Annotated in this window: 18 protein-coding genes; 10 read left to right on the forward strand and 8 right to left on the reverse strand. The window is 66.6% G+C overall.

Annotated features, from left to right (window positions below; translation table 11 throughout):
- The first annotated feature begins 32 nt into the window (after positions 1-32).
- The gene (locus QRN16_RS02560) at positions 33-908 is read left to right on the forward strand and encodes an SCO6745 family protein (RefSeq protein ID WP_285184492.1); all 876 of its coding nucleotides are present in this window, start codon (positions 33-35) and stop codon (positions 906-908) included.
- Position 909: 1 nt separating this feature from the next.
- Here the strand turns inward: QRN16_RS02560 and QRN16_RS02565 are convergent, their stop codons facing one another.
- Positions 910-1902, reverse strand: coding sequence for a sugar-binding transcriptional regulator (locus QRN16_RS02565; RefSeq protein ID WP_051613126.1), 993 nt, complete (start codon positions 1900-1902; stop codon positions 910-912).
- A gap of 191 nt (positions 1903-2093) precedes the next feature.
- On the opposite strand from QRN16_RS02565, the gene QRN16_RS02570 reads away from it, so the two are divergent.
- The 5 genes from QRN16_RS02570 to QRN16_RS02590 all read left to right on the forward strand — a co-directional run bounded on the left by QRN16_RS02570 (position 2094) and on the right by QRN16_RS02590 (position 8232).
- Complete coding sequence (locus QRN16_RS02570; RefSeq protein ID WP_051613174.1) at positions 2094-2894, forward strand: MIP/aquaporin family protein; 801 nt, start codon at positions 2094-2096, stop codon at positions 2892-2894.
- Between the two features lie 31 nt (positions 2895-2925).
- A complete protein-coding gene (gene glpK, locus QRN16_RS02575) occupies positions 2926-4437 on the forward strand; it encodes a glycerol kinase GlpK (protein WP_222632903.1) in 1512 nt (503 codons plus the stop codon).
- On the forward strand, positions 4434-6143 hold the full coding sequence (locus tag QRN16_RS02580) for a glycerol-3-phosphate dehydrogenase/oxidase (RefSeq protein WP_027504787.1): 1710 nt from the start codon (positions 4434-4436) through the stop codon (positions 6141-6143). Before glpK ends, QRN16_RS02580 begins: the two co-directional genes overlap by 4 nt.
- A 72-nt stretch (positions 6144-6215) precedes the next feature.
- Positions 6216-7574, forward strand: a complete 1359-nt coding sequence (locus QRN16_RS02585) for a TrkH family potassium uptake protein (protein WP_285184684.1) — start codon at positions 6216-6218, stop codon at positions 7572-7574.
- Positions 7567-8232, forward strand: coding sequence for a potassium channel family protein (locus QRN16_RS02590; RefSeq protein WP_222639015.1), 666 nt, complete (start codon positions 7567-7569; stop codon positions 8230-8232). The genes QRN16_RS02585 and QRN16_RS02590 overlap by 8 nt, the downstream gene beginning before the upstream one ends.
- A gap of 4 nt (positions 8233-8236) precedes the next feature.
- Here the strand turns inward: QRN16_RS02590 and QRN16_RS02595 are convergent, their stop codons facing one another.
- Both QRN16_RS02595 and QRN16_RS02600 read right to left on the reverse strand, forming a co-directional pair.
- Positions 8237-9040 (reverse strand): formate/nitrite transporter family protein, encoded by an 804-nt coding sequence (locus QRN16_RS02595; RefSeq protein WP_222639016.1) that lies wholly within the window; start codon positions 9038-9040, stop codon positions 8237-8239.
- An 87-nt stretch (positions 9041-9127) separates the two neighbouring features.
- Complete coding sequence (locus tag QRN16_RS02600) at positions 9128-9271, reverse strand: hypothetical protein (protein ID WP_197027742.1); 144 nt, start codon at positions 9269-9271, stop codon at positions 9128-9130.
- A 140-nt stretch (positions 9272-9411) separates the two neighbouring features.
- Here QRN16_RS02600 and QRN16_RS02605 point away from each other — a divergent pair, with 140 nt between their 5' ends.
- The 4 genes from QRN16_RS02605 (at position 9412) to QRN16_RS02620 (ending at position 11495) form a co-directional block, all read left to right on the forward strand.
- Positions 9412-9696 carry a hypothetical protein gene (locus QRN16_RS02605; RefSeq protein WP_155956952.1) on the forward strand — a complete coding sequence of 95 codons (285 nt, stop codon included), beginning with the start codon at positions 9412-9414 and terminating at the stop codon, positions 9694-9696.
- Positions 9683-10636 carry a hypothetical protein gene (locus QRN16_RS02610; protein ID WP_285184493.1) on the forward strand — a complete coding sequence of 318 codons (954 nt, stop codon included), beginning with the start codon at positions 9683-9685 and terminating at the stop codon, positions 10634-10636. The genes QRN16_RS02605 and QRN16_RS02610 overlap by 14 nt, the downstream gene beginning before the upstream one ends.
- Positions 10633-11037, forward strand: coding sequence for a hypothetical protein (locus tag QRN16_RS02615; RefSeq protein ID WP_285184494.1), 405 nt, complete (start codon positions 10633-10635; stop codon positions 11035-11037). The genes QRN16_RS02610 and QRN16_RS02615 overlap by 4 nt, the downstream gene beginning before the upstream one ends.
- A gap of 128 nt (positions 11038-11165) precedes the next feature.
- Positions 11166-11495: a TfoX/Sxy family protein gene (locus QRN16_RS02620; RefSeq protein WP_285184495.1), complete on the forward strand. Its 330-nt coding sequence runs from the start codon at positions 11166-11168 to the stop codon at positions 11493-11495.
- A 108-nt stretch (positions 11496-11603) separates the two neighbouring features.
- Here QRN16_RS02620 and QRN16_RS02625 read toward each other — a convergent pair whose 3' ends face one another.
- From QRN16_RS02625 to QRN16_RS02645, 5 genes are read right to left on the reverse strand one after another with little or no spacing between them, the layout of a single operon-like run.
- On the reverse strand, positions 11604-12989 hold the full coding sequence (locus QRN16_RS02625) for a rhamnulokinase (protein WP_285184496.1): 1386 nt from the start codon (positions 12987-12989) through the stop codon (positions 11604-11606).
- The gene (locus QRN16_RS02630; protein ID WP_285184497.1) at positions 12989-15019 is read right to left on the reverse strand and encodes a bifunctional aldolase/short-chain dehydrogenase; all 2031 of its coding nucleotides are present in this window, start codon (positions 15017-15019) and stop codon (positions 12989-12991) included. Before QRN16_RS02630 ends, QRN16_RS02625 begins: the two co-directional genes overlap by 1 nt.
- Before the next feature lie 20 nt (positions 15020-15039).
- The gene (locus tag QRN16_RS02635; protein WP_285184498.1) at positions 15040-16455 is read right to left on the reverse strand and encodes an L-fucose/L-arabinose isomerase family protein; all 1416 of its coding nucleotides are present in this window, start codon (positions 16453-16455) and stop codon (positions 15040-15042) included.
- Positions 16455-17624, reverse strand: coding sequence for an L-rhamnose isomerase (gene rhaI, locus QRN16_RS02640; protein WP_042573776.1), 1170 nt, complete (start codon positions 17622-17624; stop codon positions 16455-16457). The genes QRN16_RS02635 and rhaI overlap by 1 nt, the downstream gene beginning before the upstream one ends.
- Entirely contained in the window at positions 17621-17968 is a 348-nt protein-coding gene (locus tag QRN16_RS02645) for an L-rhamnose mutarotase (RefSeq protein ID WP_285184499.1), read from the reverse strand. Before QRN16_RS02645 ends, rhaI begins: the two co-directional genes overlap by 4 nt.
- Position 17969: the final 1 nt, after the last annotated feature.

The raw sequence follows: 17969 nt of genomic DNA on the forward strand, positions 1-17969 counted from the left end.
CCGTGAGTGCTCGAAGCCAGTAGGTTCGACCCATGACCGACTCCACGGCAGCCGCCCATGCCCGCGCCGCGTACCGCACGTTCGAGCCCTTCCACATCTCGGCGTACTTCAATCCCGAACTCGGAGCGGCGGGCCGGGACACGGGTCTCGACGGACACGCCTGGTACGTGGGCTCGCGCGCCGAGCCGATGGGGCCGTGTGCCGCCGGGGTGGTCGCCGCCGCGTTCTACAGCTTCAACACCACGCTGATCGAGCGCTCCTGGCCCGCGGCGATCGCCGCCGGCCTCGACACCGTGGCTCGGCGCCGATGGGACGCGCTGGACACCGTCCTCGGAGGTGCGCTGGGTGAGTCGGTGTCCGACCCGGGCCTCACGTCGCTGGCCGACCGCCTGCACGGCATCGGCGACACGCTCACCTTCGCCGGCCGCCCACTGTCCGCAGCATGGCATCAGTCGTCGGCGCCCGACGTCCCGCACCTGCAGTTGTGGCACGCCATCGCGGTTCTGCGGGAATGGCGCGGCGACGGCCACCTCGCGGCTCTCCTCGACGCAGACCTCGATCCGACGGAGGCCGGTGTCTTCCACGAGGCCCAGCACCCCGAGCCCGGTGCTCGTCGGGTGCTGGGGCGTCGCATCACCCAGCTGACGCGCGAGTGGTCGGACGAGCAGTGGGACTCGGCGGCCGAGCGTCTCGCCGCGCGCGGTCTCGTCACGACGGCCGACGGCGTCGAGACTCTGACGGACGACGGTGTCGCACTCGACCGCCACATCGAGGACCGCACCGATGCGATGGCCGCCGCCGCGTGGTGCGGTGTCGACGACGCGGAGGAGCTCATCTCCTCCGCGCGCCCCTACGTCAAGGCCGTGATCTCCGCGGGCATCCTGCCGGGAACGAAGAAGAAGGGCTGACCTACGCCTGCAGCAGGGTCGCCGCGCTGAGGTCGTCGATCACGAGATCGGTGACGATCTTTCCGGCGAGGGCCGCTCGCAGCGCGGTGAGCTTGTACTCGCCGGCGACGATGCACACGCGTCGCGGCACGGCTTTGAGTCGGTCCAGGCGTGGGCCGCTTGCACGTTCGTTCAGCGCGATGCGGTCGTAGCTGCCGTCGGAGCGGAGGAAGACGGTGGCGATGTCGCCGACGACGCCGTCCCGGTCGAGTTCCTCGAGATCCGACTTCTCCAGGTAACCCGCGCTGTAGACGTGGCTCGGTACAGCGCCGCCGTGCACGCCGATGCTGAACACGGCGAGGTCCATCCGGTCCTGCAGGTCGAGCACGCGTTTGATGCTGCGTTCGCGCCACAGCATCTGCCGAGTCTCCGGGTAGTCGAAGAACGCGGGAACCGGAAAGCCCTGGGGGAGAGCGCCGTACGCGTCGGCGACAGTGCGGACGATGTCCGTCGCGTAGGACACCCCGGTGGTGCGCGTGTTGGCTGCGCCGTTGAGTTGAACCACGTGCGAGTTGTGGGTGCGCTTCGGGGCGAGGTGTCGACTGACCGCGCTCACCGTCGTGCCCCACGCGACGCCCATGACCATGTCGGAGGCGAAGAACGTCGTCAGCAGGCGGCCCGCGAACATGGCGACCCGGTCCAGGCGATCGACGTCGCTGACGGTCTCCGGAACAGGCACGACGTGGGCACGGACGCCGTACCGATCGGCGAAGGCGCGCTCGAGCCCGGGTGCCTGGCCGAGAGCGGTGCTGATCTTGATCTCCACGAGTCCCGACGTGCGGGCGAAGGTGATCAGCCGCGACACCGTGCTGCGGGAGACGCCCATCTCGCGGCCGATCGCGGCCATCGTCAAGTCCTGGAAGTAGTAGAGCCGCGCCGCCTGCACCGCGTCGATCGTGCGCGGATCCGTCGCGTCGGGGAGCAGGTGTTCCCCATAGATCTGCAGCTCCGACATGAGCCCACGCTAAACCACATCTGGACCGCCGCGGTATCGCGATCCGGTCCGAGTTGCACATATGTGCACGCGGTTTGCGACAACGTGCATGTCACCTAGCATGGCTTCCAGTTGCTCTTTATGGCCTGGATCACAAACACGAGGGAGATGGCGTGACGGACAAACGCGCGAAGTGGGGGCTGCCCGCAGAGATGGCAGCCGAGTTCGCGGGAACGATGATTCTGATTCTGTTCGGTGCCGGCGTCGTGGCGCAGGTGGTCTCCGGCGGTGAGTCCGGGAGCCTCGGGGACCACGACTCGATCGCCTGGGCCTGGGGCCTGGGTGTCATGTTCGGCATCTACGTCGCCGGCCGCGCCACCGGTGCGCACCTCAATCCGGCTGTGACGCTGTCGTTCGCGTTGTTCCGGGGCTTCGCGTGGTCGAAGGTCGCGCCGTACGCGCTCGCGCAGACTCTCGGTGCCTTCGTCGCCGCGCTGCTGGTGCGGTGGAACTACAACGACATGCTGAACGCGATCGATCCCGAGCACACCACCGCGACGCAGACGATCTTCTCGACGCTGCCCGGCAACGGCACGCTGCCCGTCAGCCTCGGCTCCGCGCTGATCGACCAGATCATCGGTACCGCGATCCTGCTCTTCCTCATCGTCGCCGTGTCCGACTCGCGTAACAGCCCGCCGCTGTCCAACATGGCCCCGTTGATCGTCGGACTCATCGTCGTGGCCATCGGCTTCGCATGGGGCACCAACGCCGGCTACGCGATCAACCCGGCTCGTGACTTCGGACCCCGCCTGGCGTCGTTCATCACGGGATACGGTGGGGCATGGCGAGATCAGTACGGCAGCCTCTACTTCTGGGTGCCGATCCTCGGGCCCATCATCGGCGGCCCCATCGGCGTCCTGCTGTACGACAACCTGGTGGGTCGGTTCCTGCCGGCCGATCCCGACGGCGACGACGAGCAAGAGCCCAGCCGTCTGCCCGAGAAGTCCGCATGATCGTCCACTCCACTACCCAGGGGAACCACTCATGACCGAAACCCGTTACGTCGCAGCGATCGATCAGGGCACCACCTCGACTCGGTGCATGATCTTCGATCACAAGGGCACCGTCGTCGCCGCCGATCAGCGCGAGCACAAGCAGATCTTCCCGCAGGCCGGATGGGTCGAGCACGACGCCGTGGAGATCTGGAACAACGTTCGCAGCGTCTCCGCCGGCGCACTCGCCGCGGCCGACCTCACCCCCTCGGACATCGCGGCCGTGGGCATCACCAACCAGCGCGAGACCGCGCTGGTGTGGGAGCGCGCCACCGGCAAGCCCGTCTACAACGCCATCGTCTGGCAGGACACTCGCACCGACCGCATCGTCACCAAGCTCGGCGGGGGCGACGCCACCAAGTACACCGCGAAGACCGGCCTGCCGCTCGCGACCTACTTCTCGGGCCCCAAGGTCAAGTGGATCCTCGACAACGTCGAGGGCGCGCAGGAGAAGGCCGACGCCGGCGAGCTGTGCTTCGGCAACATGGACACCTGGGTCCTCTGGAACATGACGGGCGGTGTCGACGGCGGTCTGCACTACACCGATCCCACCAATGCCTCGCGCACGCTGCTGATGGATCTCGACACCCTGTCCTGGGACGAGGGCATCTGTGCGGACATGGGCATCCCGATGTCGATGCTCCCCGAGATCCGCAGCTCCTCCGAGGTGTACGGCAACGTCCGCGAGCGCGGTTCGCTCAGCGGTGTCCCCATCGCCGGCATCCTGGGCGACCAGCAGGCCGCCACGTTCGGTCAGGCGTGCCTGTCGCCCGGTGAGGCAAAGAACACTTATGGCACAGGCAACTTCGTGCTGTTGAACACAGGCACCGACAAGGTGATGAGCAAGAACGGACTGCTCACCACGGTTTGCTACAAGATCGGCGACCAGCCGACGGTGTACGCCCTCGAGGGTTCCATCGCCGTCACCGGATCGCTCGTGCAGTGGCTGCGTGACAACCTCGGAATGATCTCCACCGCAGCAGATATCGAGACCGACGCTCGCTCCGTCGACGACAACGGCGGCGCCTACTTCGTGCCCGCGTTCTCCGGTCTGTTCGCCCCGCACTGGCGCTCCGACGCCCGCGGCGCCATCGTCGGACTCACCCGTTTCGTCAACAAGGGCCACCTGGCGCGGGCCGTGCTCGAGGCCACCGCCTACCAGACGCGCGAGGTCATCGAGGCCATGAACGCCGATTCGGGCGTCGACCTCGAGGTGCTCAAGGTCGACGGCGGTATGGTGGTGAACGAGCTGCTGATGCAGTTCCAGTCCGACATTCTGAACGTGGATGTCGTCCGGCCGGTGGTCGCCGAGACCACCGCACTGGGCGCGGCGTACGCAGCGGGCCTGGCCGTCGGTTTCTGGGCGAGCGAGGACGAGATCCGCGAGAACTGGGCCGAGGACAAGACATGGACACCGTCCATGGATGACGCGGAGCGAGACAAGCTCTACGCCGGTTGGAAGAAAGCCGTCACACGAACACTCGATTGGGTCGATGCCGAATGAATTCCACCACAACAGCTCTCAGCCCCGAAGCACGCAAGGAAGCACTCCGTCGTCTCGCCACGGAGGAGATGGACGTTCTGGTCATCGGCGGCGGTGTCGTCGGTACCGGAGCTGCCCTCGACGCGGTCACCCGTGGCCTCAAGGTCGGTCTGGTCGAGGCGCGTGACTACGCCGCCGGGACGTCCAGCAGGTCCAGCAAGCTGTTCCACGGTGGCCTGCGCTACCTCGAGCAGTTCAACTTCGCGCTGGTCTTCGAGGCGCTCAAGGAGCGGTCGCTGGTCCTCAACGACCTGTGCCCGCACCTCGCCCGCCCCGTGCCGTTCATCTACCCCCTCGAGAAGCTGATCGACCGGCCGTACGTCGGCCTCGGTATCGGCGTCTACGACGTGATGGGTGCCGGCCGCGGTGTGCCCTCGCACCACAAGCACCTGGGCAAGAAGAAGACGCTGGAATCCTTCCCCTCGGGCAAGCGCTCCGCCATCCGCGGTGCCGTGCGCTTCTACGAGGGCCAGGTCGACGACGCCCGCCACACCATGATGATCGCCCGCACCGCCGCGGCCTACGGAGCGTTGTGCGCCAACAGCACTCGCGTCACCGGCTTCCTGCGTGAGGACGACCGCGTGATCGGCGTCGTCGCGACGGACCTCGAGTCGGGGGAGTCGTTCGAGATCCACGCCAAGCAGGTCATCAACGCTGCCGGTGTGTGGACCGACGAGATCCAGGAGATGGTCGGCGGTCGCGGGCAGTTCCAGGTTCGCGCGTCCAAGGGCGTGCACCTGGTGGTGCCCCGTAACCGCATCAACAGTTCGACGGGCATCATCACCCGCACCGAGAAGTCGCTGCTGTTCGTGATCCCGTGGGGGAGCCACTGGATCATCGGCACCACCGACACCGACTGGAAGCTCGACCTGGCGCATCCCGCGGCCAGCAAGAGCGATATCGACTACATCCTCGGGCACGTCAACAAGCTGCTGCAGGATCCTCTGGACCACAAGGACGTCGTCGGTGTCTACGCCGGTCTGCGTCCGTTGCTGTACGGCGAGTCCGACTCCACCAGCACGCTGTCCCGCGAGCATGCCGTCTCCAGCCCCGTACGTGGCCTCACCGTCATCGCCGGCGGCAAGTACACGACGTACCGGGTCATGGCGAAGGACGCGGTCGACTCCGCGGTGCACAACATGGAGCGCAAGGTTCCGGAGTGCGTCACGGAGAAGATCCCGCTCGTGGGTGCCGACGGGTACTACGGCGCCTGGAACGCGCGCCAACTCGCGGCCGACCGCGCAGGGATGCGCGTCGGACGCATGGAGCACCTGCTCGGTCGCTACGGCACCCTGGTCGGTGAGGTCCTCGACCTGATCGATCAGAACCCGGAGCTCGGCAAGCCGCTGGAGAATGCACCCGACTACCTCAAGGCCGAGGCCGTCTACGCTGCGAGCCACGAGGGTGCGCAGCACCTCGACGACATCCTGACGCGGCGCATCCGCGTGTCGATCGAGTTGGCCGACCGCGGCGAAGCTGCCGCAGCCGAGGTCGCCGGACTGGTCGCACCCATCCTCGGGTGGGACGAGCAGCACGTGTCCGACGAGATCGAGCACTACCGCAAGCGCGTTGCGGCAGAGCGTGAATCGCAGGCGCAGCCGGACGACGAGACCGCCGATGCCGCACGGCTCGGGGCTCCCGACGTCCGCGTGGGCGTCGGCGGCTGAGAGCCGAGGTGCGCACCCGCTGCAGTCTGCAGCGGGTGCGCGCAGCGCTGCAGTAACGTGCCTCCGGTGACGATGAGCTCGGGCCCGGCACCTCGTCGGGCCGCGAAGGCCGTGCTGACCCCGCTGCGCCTGGTGGCGTTGGGTTTCGCCGCCGCCATCGCAGTGGGCACTGTTCTCTTGCTGCTGCCCGCGGCGACGCAGGTCGGCAAGAGCACGGATCTGCTGGGCGCCCTGTTCACCGCGACGTCCGCGATGTGTCTGACCGGGTTGATCGTGGTGGACACTCCCACGCACTGGTCCGGCGCCGGTCAAGGCGTCATTCTCGCGCTCATCCAGATCGGCGGCTTCGGCATCATGACGATGGCGTCGCTGGTGGGTCTCGTCCTTGCCGACCGCATCGGTCTTCGCGGACGGCTCAATGCGGCGGCTGAGCTCCGCACGTCCGGACTCGGCGACGTGCGCAGCGTCGTGGTGGGTGTCGTGAGAACCAGCCTTCTCATCGAGACGGCGGTCGCGGCGTGTCTGGCGGGCCGTTTCGCCGTCGGCTACGACGAGCCGCTCGGACGGGCCGTGTGGCTCGGCATCTTCCACTCCGTGTCCGCGTTCAACAACGCCGGCTTCGCGTTGTTCAGCGACAACATGATCAGCTTCGCCACCGATCCGTGGATCTGTGTGCCGCTCCTCGTCGCCGTGGTCCTGGGCGGCATCGGCTTCCCCGTCCTCTTCGAGGTGGCCCGACATGTTCGGGGACGCACTCGTCGACGATGGACGCTGCACACGCGGCTGACGGTCACGGTCACAGCGGTCCTGCTTGTGCTCGGCCCCGCATTGGTACTCGTACTGGAATGGTCGAACACTTTGTCCGAGCGCGGAGTCGGCGGCAAGCTGCTGGTGGCCGCGTTCCAGGGCATCATGCCGCGAACCGCCGGTTTCAACAGCATCGACTACGCCGACGCCGACAACGCGACGTTGCTCGTCACCGACGTGCTGATGTTCATCGGCGGCGGTAGTGGCGGTACCGCGGGCGGAATCAAGGTCACCACCTTCGCCATTCTGCTGTTCGTCATCATCGCCGAGGTACGCGGCGATCGCTCGGTCACGGTCTTCGACCGACGCATCGACTCGCGGGTGCAGCGTCAGTCCTTGACCGTCGCCCTGGTCGGCGTGGCGCTGGTGATGGTGCCGGTCGTGGTGCTTCTCGCCGCGACCCCGTTCGACCTGGACGTCCTGTTGTTCGAGGTGGTGTCCGCCTTCGCCACCGTGGGACTGTCGACAGGCATCACCGCGCAGCTGCCGGGGTGTGGGCAACTGATACTCGTCGTCCTCATGTACCTGGGCCGTATCGGCTCCATCACACTGGTGAGTGCGCTGGCGGCGCGCGAACGCGATCGGCGATACACCTTCCCCACAGAGAGGCCGTTCATTGGCTAAGAAGCCGTCCTCCGACGTCGTCGTGGTCCTCGGCCTCGGGCGCTTCGGCAAGTCCCTGGCTCTCGAACTGATGGCGCAGGGTGCCGAGGTGCTCGGCATCGATTCGGACGAGGCCGTCGTGCAGCGGGTCTCCGATCGTCTCACCCATGCCGCCGTCGCGGACACCACCGACGAGGAAGCGCTACGGCAATTGTCGGTACACGAATACGACCGCGCAGTCGTCGGTATCGGATCCGATCTCGAGGCAAGTCTTCTCACCGCCTCTGCCCTGATCAACCTGTCCGTGGGCAATGTCTGGGCGAAGGCGATCAGCAACGCGCATGCCAAGATCCTGACCCAGATCGGTGTCCACCACGTGGTGCGGCCCGAGCACGACATGGGCAAGCGCGTCGCACATCTCGTGCGTGGACGGATGATGGACTACATCGAGTTCGATGACGGGTTCGCGATGGTCAAGACGACTCCCGCTCGGTTCCTCGTCGGCCATCGGCTCGGAGACACTGCCGTGCGTACCAAGTACAAGGTGACCGTCGTGGCTGTGAAGAGGCCGGGCGAAGGCTTCACCTATGCCACGGCCGACACCGTGATCGAGGCCGACGACATGGTGATCGTCTCCGGTCAGGTGCGCGACACCGAGCGCTTCAGTGAGCTCACCTGACGGTTCACGACCGCCGTTCCTCCTTCACCAGCTCCTTGGTACGGACCAGGCGAAGAACCGTCACGAGCATCACTCCACCGATGATGTTGAAACCGACCGTGTATCCGAACCACTCGATCCACTGCAGGTAGTCCACGTCCGCGCCGGCGTGAATCGCGCCGAAGATCAACAGCGAGTCGAGGATCGAGTGGAACAGCTGCAGCCCCGCCAACAGGAAGCCGGCCGCCATGGCCGCGATGATGCGGGCGACGTCCGAGGTGGTTCCCTGCTGCATCCTGGTCAGTAGCGTCATGGTGCTGCCGCCGAGTATCGCCAGACAGATCGACTGTGTGTTCAAGGGCGCGTCGACGAAGTGGTGTGCCGATTCGGACAGCACCATCAGCCACTGCGGGAACGCCTGCGCGACCAGCCACATCACCGCCCACCCGCCGACCAGGTTGGCCAGAAGAGTGCCGATCCAGAGCTTCGCGAGTTGTGCCGGGGTACCGTCCTTCGAGACCACCGCGGCGATGGGCATGAGGAAGTCCTCGGTGAAGAGCTCGCTGTGCGCGAGATAGATTGCGACGAGCCCGATCCCGAACGCGAGCCCGGCGAGAAGATGGCTGCCCGTCTCGTCCAGCACCGCGAGGTAGGCCATCACCCCCAGCGCCACCTCGAGTCCGCCGAACAGTCCGGTGACGATCACGGCTCGGACGGTGCGGTGCAGACGCTCGGCACCCTCGGTGACCACCGAGTCGAAGCTCTCTTCGAGCTCCTCTTCGACGGGACCGTCATTGTCGCCGTCGTTACGGCGCGCTTCTTCGCTCATCTCTCGGTGTACCCCGCACGGGCTGCCACCAGACGATCGTGGACGTTCACCCCCGCTGGGAAGGGGTGAACGTCCACGATCGAGAAATCAGCGCTTCTTCTTGTTCACCGCGGCGGAGGCGTCGTCGGCAGCGATGTTCCCCGCGGCCTTTGTCTTCTTGTCGAGTCGCTTTTCCTTCAGCGACTTGCCCGATTTCTGCGTCATCGAGTTGCGCGGAGACTTGTCAGCCATGGTGTCAGCCCCTTGATCAAGGGAACCAGATGGCTCCGATACGGCGAACACTACGCCTGATGCAGCGTGAACAGCGCAAACGCTGACAGTGGAACGGGCTGCGCGACTGACGCGTCCTACCCCGCGAGGGGGTGGGAACGATGTTCGTCGTCGCTGATGTGGGGGCCGTGCGGGCCGCGAGCCGAGCTGTGCTCGGTGAGGTGGAGCAGATCGGTGTGGCGCCGCGAGGTGTGGTCGCGCTCCCCGGAGCGTCGACCGCGGCCGCACTTGCTCGAGCGGAAGAGCGAGCCGTCTCGGCACTCAACGATCTCGTCGCGGGCTTCTCTGCGACAGCGCGATCGCTGGATGTCGCTGCCGTCGGGTACGCCGACGCGGACTCGGCGAACGCCGCTCGGCTCGAGGGGGTCGGGCATGGAGGTCGCTGAGCTCGCGCCGCGTCGTGAGGTGGTGGCGTCGTGGGATCCCGACGCCGTCCGGATCGACGCGACGTGGATCGGTGACGGCGCCTCGGTTCTCGACTCTCGGGCGGCGGCAATCGACAGGAGCCGCGTCGATCTGCGCGAGGCGTGGCAGGGTGCGGCCGGCGATGCTGCGGTAGATCGTCTTGGTCGGGATCTTGCTGCAGCGCAACGTCGGACAGTTCAGCTTCGGGTGCTGGAGCGCGCAGTTCGCGACGGTGCATCTGCCATCGCCGTCGCTCGCGAGGCGCTCCTCGACGCTGTCGTCGTGGCCGAGGCGGACGGTTGCCTCGTCGCACCGGACTGGTCGGTGGTCAGCAACGGTGTCTCCCACACGGCGGTCATCGCGGCGCATGTGCAGGCGCTGATCGATGCGGACGAGTCCGCCGCCCGGTCCATCGACGACGCGTCCGCTGCGCTTCTCGACGGCGAACCACGGCGCTTCGTTCCCCTCGCGATCGGCCTGGCTTGGGCGGTGGAGGCAGCCGTGCACGCGATGATCGCGGCCGGCGTGCTGTCCGTCGGCGCGATGGCCTTCGCACTGGTCGACCGGTTCGGGACGGATGCGTGGGATGCGATCCACGACGCGCTGCCGGACAGCTTCTTCCAGGATGCGGGGCCGGTCGATGCGGCAAGTGTCGACGACGTGTTGAAGGAGGCGACTGAACCTGGTCGGAACAGTCCAAATCGCCAGGTCGGCACCGACGACGACGTGCGTGCGCTCTACAGGCGACTCGTTGATGAGGGACGCGCAGTCGACGTGGGAGTGAGCCCGAAGATCCTCGAAAGGTACGAATTACCCGACGGGACGAGGATCCAGTTGCGCGACGACAGCAAATCCGGTGGATTGACCATTGACGTGAGGGCGAGAGCAAACGGACGGGTGATCAAGGTGCATGTGCGATGAACGACGAACAACTCGAATTCAACCTCTTGGTCCAGTTGGACGACGACTGGATCACGTTATGGGAGTTCATGTACTACACGATCCAGTCCAGGGGGCCGTCGACGACAGCCGAGCAGACGGCGACCGTCATCAGGTCGCTCGTCGAGTCAGGGTTGATGACACTCGGCGCGCTAGCATCGAACGACGTCGGGTGGGAGGAATGGGACGTCGATCTGGACGAGGCCATGCGCCGCATCGCCGACGGATACGACGGCGAAGTCGGCTACCTGTCTGCGCCGGATCGAACGGCACTGATGGATTCAGAGGTCATTCGGGCGTGCATCACAGAGAAGGGCGAGCGGCGCCTCGCCGAACTCGAAGCGCGCGGGTTCACGTTCGAAGGTTCCAGCGGACTGGTGTGAGATCCGGTGCAGAAATCATCGCTGGCCGAAGATTTCTGCACCGAACACGTCGCGACGGTGCGTTTACCCGCGCAATCCGCGGCTCCGCGCACCTTCCGACGCGTCGGGAGGCGTCGTACAGTTTCCCCATGGCACGCGACGCCGACCTCGAGGACCGGGTTCGCGCTGCGTTGTCCGCCAGGTCCACCGTGACCGAGAGGGCGATGTTCGGCGGTCTTGCGTTCATGGTCGACGGGAAGATGGTCGTGTCCGTCGGCAACGGCGGCGGCGCCTTGTTGGTCCGAGTAGCGCGCGAACGCGACGACGACTATGTCGGACGCCCGGGAGCTCGGCGTGCGCAGATGGGCGCGGGCAGGTCGATGGGACAGGGGTGGATCTCGGTGAACGCGTCAGTTCTGGAGTCCGACGACGACCTGCAGGTCTGGATCGACGCCGCAACCTCGGCCGATACTCCCTGACAGGGAGAACCGACGTTCTACCGCGGCAAGTACTCCACCAACTCGAACGAGTTCCGCACCACGGATCCTGTGCAGTAATCCGCGGACAGCGCGGATCGCTGCACACGATCACCGCGTCGGCAGGTACTCCACCAACTCGAACGAGTTCCGCACCACCCGCCGCAGATCGGCGAGACCACCGCTCACCACACCGGCAGCCCGGGCCTGCGCCAGCACGTTGCCCAGGGCGGATCCCTCGACCGGTCCAGCGACCACCGGCAGTCCGGTGGCATCAGCGGTCAGCTGACACAGCAGCGCGTTCTGCGAACCGCCGCCGACGATGTGCACCACCTCGACGTCGATGCCTGCGAGCTCCCCGGCCAGCGCCACCGAGCGGGCGTATGCCGCCGCGAGGCTGTCCACGATGCAGCGCACGAACGACGCGGGTGTCGTCGGAACCGGCACCGCGGCTGCGAGGCACTCAGCGGCAATGCGCGCCGGCATGTCGCCCGGTGGCAGGAATACGGGGAGGTCGGGATCGATGACCGACGACGCGGGCAGACCGGCAGCCTCGACGAGCAGTGCGCCGAGCGACAGCTCGAGACCGTCACGCTCCCACTGCCGCAACGACTCCTGCACCAGCCACATACCCATGACGTTGCGGAGCAGTCGCACGGTGCCGTCGACACCGGCCTCGTTGGTGAACCCCCCGTCTCGGGCCGCCGACGTCACCACAGGCTCCTGCGTCTCGACTCCCACCAGCGACCAGGTGCCCGACGCGATGTACGCGAAGTTCGGTGTCGCAGCCGGAACCGCCACGATGGCCGACGCGGTGTCGTGAGTTCCCACCGCGACCACCGACGACTCGGTGCCCACCACGGCGGCGACGTCGGCGGTGAGCGGTCCGATGGGCATCCCTGGAGCGACCAGCTCAGGGAGCAGGTCGGCCTTCAGGCCCAGCGAAGCGATCGAGGAGCGGTCCCATGCGCGGGTATGTGGGTCGAGGAGCCCGGTTGTCGACGCATTGGTCACCTCGCCTCGAGCGACGCCGGTGAGCCAGTACGCCAACAGGTCCGGAACCATGAGCAAGCGCCTGGCGACGCCCAGAATGTCGGGCGACTCGGCCAGCAGCTGGTACACCGTGTTGAACGGCAGTTGAGCAATACCGCTGCGAGAGAACAGGTCCTCGTGCTCGCCGTCGGTGCGGGAGTCGCGGTAGTGGAACGGGACGCCGAGCATGCGCCCGTCGGCATCGAGAAGGGCGTAATCGACCGCCCACGTGTCGATGCCGATGGACGTCAACGGCTCGCCGTCCAACCGGTCGACCAGCGACCGCAATCCGTCGAGCACACCCTGATACAGCGCGAGGATGTTCCAGTGTAGCGATCCACCGAGACGCACAGGCCGGTTCTCGAACCGCGCGATCTCCGTCAGATCCACCCGACCGTCGACCACGCGCCCCAGCATCACACGACCACTCGACGCCCCCAGGTCCACCGCCGCGAATGCCCCCATCAGCGCAGGAACGCGGCTGCGACACCCGCATCGACCGGGATGTGCAACCCGGTCGTGTGGGTCAGTTCTCCACCGGTCAAGGCGAAAACGGCGTTGGCGACGTGCTCGGGAAGCACTTCGCGCTTGAGCAGCGTGCGCTGCGCGTAGTACTCGCCCAGCTTCTCCTCCTCGACGCCGTAGACCGCGGCACGCTTGGCGCCCCAGCCGCCCGCGAAGATGCCCGAACCGCGGACCACGCCGTCGGGGTTGATGCCGTTGACGCGGATCCCGTAATCGCCGAGCTCGGCGGCCAGCAGCCGAACCTGATGTGCCTGATCGGCTTTCGTCGCCGAGTACGCGATGTTGTTCGGTCCCGCGAACACAGAGTTCTTCGACGAGATGTAGACGATGTCGCCGCCCAGGCCTTGCTCGATCATGATGCGGGCCGCCTCGCGGGAGACGAGGAAGGACCCGCGTGCCATGACGTCGTGCTGCAGATCCCAGTCCTTGACGGTGGTCTCGAGCAGCGGCTTGGAGATGGACAGTCCGGCGTTGTTGACGACGAGGTCGACGCCGCCGAAGGCCAGTACGGCGTCGGCGAACCCGGCTGCGATCTGTCCTTCGTCGGTGACGTCGGCAGCGATGCCTACGGCCACGTCGGCACCACCGATCTCGGCGGCGGCTGCTGCGGCCTTCGACGCGTCGAGGTCGGCGATCACCACGCACGCGCCCTCGGCTGCCAGACGCTGCGCGATGGCCTTGCCGATGCCCGACGCGGCGCCGGTCACCAGTGCGATCCGGGTGGCCAGCGGCTTGGGTGCGGGCATCCGGGCGAGCTTCGCCTCCTCGAGTGCCCAGTACTCGATGCGGAACTTCTCGCGCTCGTCGATGGGGGCGTAGGTCGAGACGGATTCAGCACCGCGCATCACGTTGATGGCGTTGATGTAGAACTCGCCGGCGACGCGGGCGGTCTGCTTGTTGGCGCCGAAGGAGAACATGCCGACTCCGGGGATCAGCACGATGGCGGGATCGGCGCCGCGCATCGCGGGACTGTCGGCCTCGGCGTGCTCGGTGTAGTAGCGGGCGTAGTCCTCGCGGTACGCAACGTGGAGCTCACGGAGCCGAGCTGACACATCCTCCAACGATGCGGTCGTCGGGAGGTCGAGCACCATCGGGCGCACCTTGGTGCGCAGGAAGTGATCGGGGCACGACGTTCCGAGTGCGGCGAGGCGCGGGTGCTCGGACGAGGCGAGGAAGTCGAGGACGGCGTCGCTGTCGTCGAAATGACCCACCTGCGGTCGGTCGGTCGACGCGAGCCCGCGGATCAGCGGGAACAGGGCCGCGGCGCGGGTGCGTCGATCGTCCTCCGGCAGTGCCTCGAAACCCGTCAGCGGGGATCCGAAGGGCTCCGAGCGACCGTTGTCGGCAAGGAACTGCTCGGCGGTCCGAATGATCTCGAGAGACCGCTCCTCGCTCTCGGAGCTGGTCGCGCCCCAGGCAGTGATCCCGTGTCCACCGAGGATGCACCCGATGGCCTGCGGGTTCTTCTCGGCGATCTCGGCGATGTCCAGGCCGAGCTGGAAGCCCGGGCGACGCCACGGCACCCACACCACACGGTCGCCGAAGCACTTGCGGGTCAGCTCTTCCCCGTCGGCCGCGGTCGCGAGGGCGATGCCCGAGTCGGGGTGCAGATGGTCGACGTGAGCCGCCTCGACCAGTCCGTGCATCGCGGTGTCGATGGACGGTGCCGCACCGCCCTTGCCGTGCATGCAGTAGTCGAAGGCGGCGACCATCTCGTCTTCGCGGTCGACGCCGGGGTAGACGTCTTTCAGTGCGCGGACGCGGTCGAGTCGCAACGCGGCGAGCCCGGCGGGCTTCAGCGTGCCCAGGTCACCGCCGGATCCCTTGACCCACAGCAGTTCCACGTCCTCACCGGTGACCGGGTCGGTCTCGGTTCCCTTCGCGGAGGTGTTGCCGCCCGCGTAGTTGGTGTTGCGCGCATCGGCGCCGAGTCTGTTGGACCGGGCGATCAGATCGTCGATCGTCGTCACAGTGGTTCTCCTGAGTAGGTCTAGACGCTGGTATAGGAAATGCCGAGCAGCTCTGCTGCGGCCTTGATGTCCTTGGCGCGGTGCCCGACGCACAGTGCCCAGTGGTGGCCGGTGCCGGTGGCACTCCACTCGTCCGTCCACTCGCCGGGATCGCGTCCGAAGTCGACGCGAGACGTGGTGTTGCCGATCTGCAGCAGAGGCCCGGGGACAACGGTGCCCTCGGAGGTGATGAACGTGAACGAGCCGTCACGGTTCTGTCCGATGGCGAATGTCGTCACGGGCCCGGGCTGTACGTCGAACTCGACGCTGACGCCGTATCCACGCTTCCCGTGATAGACGCCGAGTCCGCGGAGCATAGGCTCGCCGGCCGACACCTGGAGGTGGGCGGGCCCGTCGTGCCCCATCTCGACGACACCGTCTCGGAAGTTCAGTGCTTGAAGCTCGGTGAAAGACCCACCGGCGCCCAGGCGGTCCGCGATCAGCATGGCGACGGCGGTTCGGATGTCGTATTCGCCGGCCAACGGAATTCCGCGGGCTGTGAGCAGCGAGGCGCCCAGAATCATGCCGGCGCCGAGACGTTCGTGCAGTTCGCCGTCGAGTCCGCGGTGGTAGTACGCCATGGCGTCGAGTCCGAAGTCGTCCACGAGGGCATCGAGGCCGACCGATACGCGAGCGCCCCAAGCGAAGTCGTCGTTCACGACGGAGTCGTCGAGGTGGAAGACGCTGCGCGCGAGTTCGAGTCGCTCGTCCACCTGTGCGTCGGTGACGCTCTGGACACGCACCCGTAGGTCGTCGAATTCCAGTACCTCGACGTGGGCGCCGAACTGCGACGACAGCAGGGTCATGTCGGTCGAGATGTCCAGCATGCCCGGATACAGATGGCCCATCAAGCCGAGCCGGGAGTGTCGCAGCGCAGCGCGCGCCGACGCGGCTCCTACCCATGCCTCGATGCGGGACCACGCGTTCTCGTCGTGGAGATAGCCCGAGACGGAGCGGAAGTCGATACCGCTGCGACGGAACACGTTCGCCACCTCGGGGAGCGGGCACTGGCCGCAGTACGCGAGCCATTCGCCGGTCCCCGTAGTGGCGTGGTCCATGGCCTCGGTGGGTTGCAGATCGATCAACAACACCGGGGCATCGACTCGTTGCGCGATGGGCAGCACCATCGACGACGTGAGATACGTCGTCAGGAACACGACGACGAGGTCGCAATCGGCAACTCGCAACTTCTCGGCCGCCGCGGCGGATTCCGTTGCATCGGCGACGAAGCCGGCATCGACCACGACGCAGTCCTGCTTCTCGAACCGCTCGGTGACGTAGCGAGCGGACTGCTGCAACGTCTCCAGGAGACCGGGGAACTGGGGCCAGTAGGCACCCAGTCCGCCCGACACCAGACCTAGGCGGGTCTTCCTCGGAACCGTCCGCTCCAGGCCCATCAGGCTCCCCAGCTCGCTTGCTGTCCGCCGACGCGCTCGGCTTCGACGCGTTCCATGTACCCGGAGCGGGCGAAGGCGGCGACGGGGTCACGGTCGATGCCGCGGGACTCCCGCAGATCGCCCAGCAGCCCACGGACATCGGTGTTGTAGGCGTCCATGAGCACCGCGTGGGCACCGAGGATGTCGCCGTCGATCTGCGCCTTCTCGAGAGCCGACGCATCGATGAGCAACGCTTTCGCGGTGGCTTCCTGCACGTTCATGATCGAGCGGATCTGACCGGGGATCTTCGGCTCGATGTTGTGGCACTGGTCGAGCATGAAGTTGATGCCCGACGAGGGGAGGTGGGCATCGGAGGCGACGATTTCGTGCATGATGCGGAACAGCTGGAACGGGTCCGCGGCACCGACGATGAGGTCGTCGTCGGCATAATTGCGGGAGTTGAAGTCGAAGGCGCCCAGCTTGTTCTGTCGGATGAGCTGCGTGACGATGAATTCGATGTTGGTGCCCGGCGCGTGGTGCCCGGTGTCGAGGACCACCTTCGCCTTGTCTCCGAGGGCGAGGCAGTGCAGCAGCGACGTGCCCCAGTCGGGGATGTCGGTGGTGTAGAAGTACGGCTCGAAGAACTTGTATTCGATGAGCAGTGTGTGGTCGTCGTCGAGGCCGGCGTAGATCTCCTGCAGCGACTCGGCGAGACGATCCTGGCGCGCACGGATGGAGTCCTGCCCGGCGTAGTTGGTGCCGTCGGGAAGCCACAGCTTGAGTGTTTTCGAGCCGGTGGCCCGCATGACGTCGACGCACTCGAGGTGGTGGGCGACGGCCTTGGCGCGAATCCGCTTATCGGCGTTGGTCAATGACCCGAGCTTGTAGTCGTCGTCCTGGAAGACGTTCGAGTTCACGGCTCCCAATGCGACGCCGTTCTCGGCGGCAAACGAGGCGAGCGCGGAGTAGTCGTCGACCTTGTCCCACGGAATGTGCAGCGAGACGCGGGGAGCTGCGCCGGTGACGCGGTTGACCTCGGCGGCGTCGGCTACCTTCTCGAAAGGAGTGCGGGGCACGCCGGCGGTGGAGAAGACCTTGAAGCGGGTTCCGGAGTTTCCGTAGGCCCAGCTGGGCACCTCGATACCGAAGTCGGCGAGGGCCGAGATGTCCTGAACTGCTGTGGTGCTCATGATGGGTGACCTTCGCGGAGTTGAGTCTCGAGGTGGAAGAGCTCGCGCAGCAGCACGAATCCTTCGTCGGGGGTGGCAGACCCGAGGCCCGTGAAGAACGGAGCCATCTGGGCCTGCCACCGTGCGTTGACGTCGGTACTGCTCATCGCTGCCTGCGCCGCGCCCAAGTCGGGGCTTTCGACGTAGCCGACGATCAGGCCGTCGTCACGGATGTGCAGGGAATAGTTGTTCCAGCCGTTCACTTTCAGGGCCTCGAGCATCTCGGGCCACACCTCGGCGTGACGACGGGAGTACTCGGGGACCGATTCCGGCCTGAGCTGCAGCGTGAAGCAGTACCGGTTCATG

This window comes from Rhodococcus sp. MEB041 (assembly GCF_030208955.1).
In the GTDB taxonomy this organism is placed as follows: Bacteria; Actinomycetota; Actinomycetes; order Mycobacteriales; family Mycobacteriaceae; genus Rhodococcoides.